4 protein-coding genes and 1 pseudogene are annotated in these 3,358 nt (G+C 68.1%); 1 reads left to right on the top strand and 4 read right to left on the bottom strand.

The window, feature by feature from the left end; genetic code table 11:
- From G3I65_RS28860 to glf, 4 genes and pseudogenes are all read right to left on the bottom strand, one after another.
- Positions 1-232: pseudogene (locus G3I65_RS28860) on the bottom strand (hypothetical protein); the annotation flags it as partial.
- Positions 233-342: 110 nt separating this feature from the next.
- The gene (locus G3I65_RS28855) at positions 343-1,302 is read right to left on the bottom strand and encodes a decaprenyl-phosphate phosphoribosyltransferase (protein ID WP_160698897.1); all 960 of its coding nucleotides are present in this window, start codon (positions 1,300-1,302) and stop codon (positions 343-345) included.
- Complete coding sequence (locus tag G3I65_RS28850; protein ID WP_160698896.1) at positions 1,299-1,817, bottom strand: phosphatase PAP2 family protein; 519 nt, start codon at positions 1,815-1,817, stop codon at positions 1,299-1,301. The genes G3I65_RS28855 and G3I65_RS28850 overlap by 4 nt, the downstream gene beginning before the upstream one ends.
- Positions 1,810-3,033, bottom strand: coding sequence for a UDP-galactopyranose mutase (glf, locus tag G3I65_RS28845; protein WP_160698895.1), 1,224 nt, complete (start codon positions 3,031-3,033; stop codon positions 1,810-1,812). The genes G3I65_RS28850 and glf overlap by 8 nt, the downstream gene beginning before the upstream one ends.
- A gap of 79 nt (positions 3,034-3,112) precedes the next feature.
- On the opposite strand from glf, the gene G3I65_RS28840 reads away from it, so the two are divergent.
- Positions 3,113-3,358 (top strand): DUF6541 family protein (locus G3I65_RS28840; protein ID WP_345944091.1); only part of this gene is annotated, 246 nt, incomplete at its 3' end.

Below are 3,358 nucleotides of genomic sequence, written 5' to 3'. Positions count from 1 at the left end.
CCAGGACCGCGGTCTGCTCGGCTGCCGAGGCCTGCGCGGTGCCGCCCTCGGCTGCCGGGGTGGCGGGCTGGCCCAGGACCGCCGTCTGGTCGGCCGGAGCCGCCGCCGGTTCGCTCGAAGCTGCCGTGGTCTGGGCGGGCGGCACCGACCCCGCCGACGGGGTGGTCGGCTGCTCGACGGTGGGCTGGTCGGCTCCCTGCGGGGCCTGCTCCTCGCGCGGCTGGTCGTTCATCGTCGCTCCTGTGGTCACGGGGACGGGCGCAGTGCCCGCCCCCACCACCTCAGGGTGCGCCCGTCAGCTGTGTTTCAGCTGAAACGAACCTGTCGATCCGCCATGAGACGTCACAAGTAGAACGCCAGGAACAGCGTGATCACCCAGGTCGCGCCGAGGACCTGCAGGATGCGGTCCTTGAGCGCGATCTCCTCGGGCTCGCCCGCGATGCCGCCGTCGACGTCGACCGCGTACCGGAGCACCGCCACCACGAACGGGACCATCGAGATGAGCGCCCACACCGAGTTGTGCTCGGTCTGGCGGATCTCGAACGCCCAGAGGCAGTACGACATGATCAGGATCGCCGCCGACGTCGCCCAGACGAAGCGCAGGTAGCTGGCCGAGTACTTCTTCAGGGACGAGCGGATCTTCGCCCCGGTGCGCTCGAACAGCATGATCTCCGCGTAGCGCTTGCCCGCCACCATGAACAGCGAGCCGAACGCCGTGACCAGCAGGAACCACTGGGACAGCGCGATGCCGCCCGCCACACCACCGGCGATCGAGCGCATCAGGAAGCCCGAGCCGACGATGGCCAGGTCGACCACCGGCTGGTGCTTGAGGCCGAAGCAGTAGCCCAGCTGGACGGCTTCGTACACGGCCAGCACGACCGCCAGCTGCCAGCTCGCGAAGAACGACACGCCGAGGCCGGCCAGGAAGAACACGACCGCGGCCCCGTACGCGACGGGGACCGGCACGATGCCGGCCGCGATCGGCCGGTTGCGCTTGGTCGGGTGGGCCCGGTCGGCCTCGACGTCGATGGCGTCGTTGATCAGGTAGACCGAGCTCGCGGTCAGGGAGAAGGCCACGAAGGCGATGATCGCGTCGATCAGGAGACCGGTGCGGTCGGTCGACTTCGAGAACGCGAAGAACGGGGCCGCGAAGACCAGCACGTTCTTCACCCACTGGCGCGGCCGCGCCGTCTTGATGACGCCGCCCACCAGGCCGAAGCGACCGGGTGACGCAGGGGTCTCCGGCGTCTCCGGCGTCACGGCCGTTTCCTCGCTGGGTCGCTGCTCGGTCGTTTCGCTCATGGGTTCTTCTTCAGCTTCCGTCGTATCAGACCACCGACGAGCCCCCCGAGAGCTGCACCGGCCAAAACGTCTGTCGGATAGTGAACGCCGAGCACGAGCCTCGAGGCCAGCATCGGCGGTACCAGGGCGGGCACCAGGTTACGCCCGGTCAATCCGGAGTAGAGCACCGCCGCCGCCGTAGTGGACGTCGCGTGCGACGACGGGAAGCTCAGCTTGCTCGGCGTGCCGACCAGTACCTCGACGCTCGGGTGGTCCGGTCGCGGCCGCCTGACCACGCGTTTCACCGCGATCGACGCGGCGTGCGCGCCGACGACTCCCGCCGAGGCGATCAGCCAGTCCTTGCGCCGCTTCTTGTCGACCACGGCACCGAGAACGCCCAGGCCGAACCAGCCCAGCGCGTGCTCCCCGAAGTGGGACATGCCGCGCGCGGCCTTCACCGAAGCTTCACTCTTCAGAAAGCCCTGCGCCTTCGCCAGGACCGCGACCTCGCCCGTCGGGCTCCCCTTCTCAAGCATCGAGGGACCCGTCGAGCGGCGCGCCGTCGGTCAGGTGCGGGGCGATCTTGTTGTCGAACGCCGACAGCGCCGAGCCGATGGCCATGTGCATGTCGAGGTACTTGTACGTGCCGAGGCGGCCGCCGAACAGCACGTTCTTCTCGCGCGCCTCGACCTTGGCCAGCTCGCGGTAGGCCTCGAGCTTCTCGCGGTTGTCCGGCGTGTTGATCGGGTAGTACGGCTCGTCTTCCTCGCCCGCGAAGCGCGAGTACTCGCGGAAGATGACCGTCTTGTCCTTCGGGTAGTCCCGCTCCGGGTGGAAGTGGCGGAACTCGATGATCCGGGTGTACGGGACTTCCTGGTCGTTGTAGTTGACGACCGAGGTGCCCTGGAAGTCGCCGGTCTCGGCGACCTCGGACTCGAAGTCGACGGTGCGCCAGGTGAACTTGCCCGCCGAGTAGCCGAAGTAGCGGTCCAGCGGCCCGGTGTAGACGGTCGGGGTGCCCGCCGGGATGTGCTCGCGGACGTCGAAGTAGTCGACGTTCAGGCGGATCTCGATGTTCTCGTGCTCGGCCATCTTCTCGAGCCACGCGGTGTACCCGTTGACGGGCAGGCCCTCGTAGGTGTCGTTGAAGTACCGGTTGTCGAAGTTGTAGCGGACCGGCAGGCGCGTGATGATGTTCTCGCCCAGGTTCTTGGGGTCGTTCTCCCACTGCTTCGCCGTGTAGCCCTTGATGAACGCCTCGTAGAGGGGACGGCCGATCAGCGAGATCGCCTTCTCCTCGAGGTTCTGCGCGGCGGAGGTCTCGAACTCCGACGCCTGCTTCGCGATCAGCTCGCGGGCCTCGTCCGGGGTGTGCGACTTGCCGAAGAACTGGTTGATCAGGCCGAGGTTCATCGGGAACGAGTAGACCTGGTCCTTGACCCGCGCGAACACGCGGTGCTGGTAGTTCGTGAACTCGGTGAAGCGGTTCACGTACTCCCAGACGCGCTTGTTCGACGTGTGGAACAGGTGCGCACCGTACTTGTGCACCTCGATCCCGGTCTCCGGCTCGGCCTCGGAGTAGGCGTTGCCGCCGATGTGGCTGCGCCGCTCGAGGACGAGGACCTTCTTGCCCAGCTCGGCCGCGGCCCGTTCGGCGACGGTCAGGCCGAAGAAACCGGACCCGACGACGACGAGGTCGTAACCTGCGAAATCGTCTTCAGTAATCTGTGCGGGGTTCGTGTGCGCGCTCACGGGCGTCGAGGGTACGCAGGTCGCTGACCCGGCCCGCACCCGACTATCACATTTCGGCCTACGACACACCTGGAAAGCAGTGCCTGCACCCGAGGACTTCTGGAGCTACTTCGCCGCGGTGGCCACCTACCTGGCCGTGCTGGCGGTCCCCGGCGGGGTCGTCGGGTGGGCCGCCGGCCTGCGCGGCTGGGCCCTGGCCGGGCTCGCGCCGCTGCTCAGCTACGCCATCACCGGCCTGGCCGGTCCGTGGCTCGCCATCGCGCACGTCCCGTACGGCCCGGCGAGCGTCGCCGTCTGCACCCTGCTGCTCGCCGCCGTGCTCTTC

This window comes from Amycolatopsis sp. SID8362, assembly GCF_010550475.1.
GTDB classification, from domain to species: Bacteria; Actinomycetota; Actinomycetes; order Mycobacteriales; family Pseudonocardiaceae; genus Amycolatopsis; species Amycolatopsis eburnea.
This window is presented reverse-complemented; position numbering and strand designations above follow the sequence as displayed.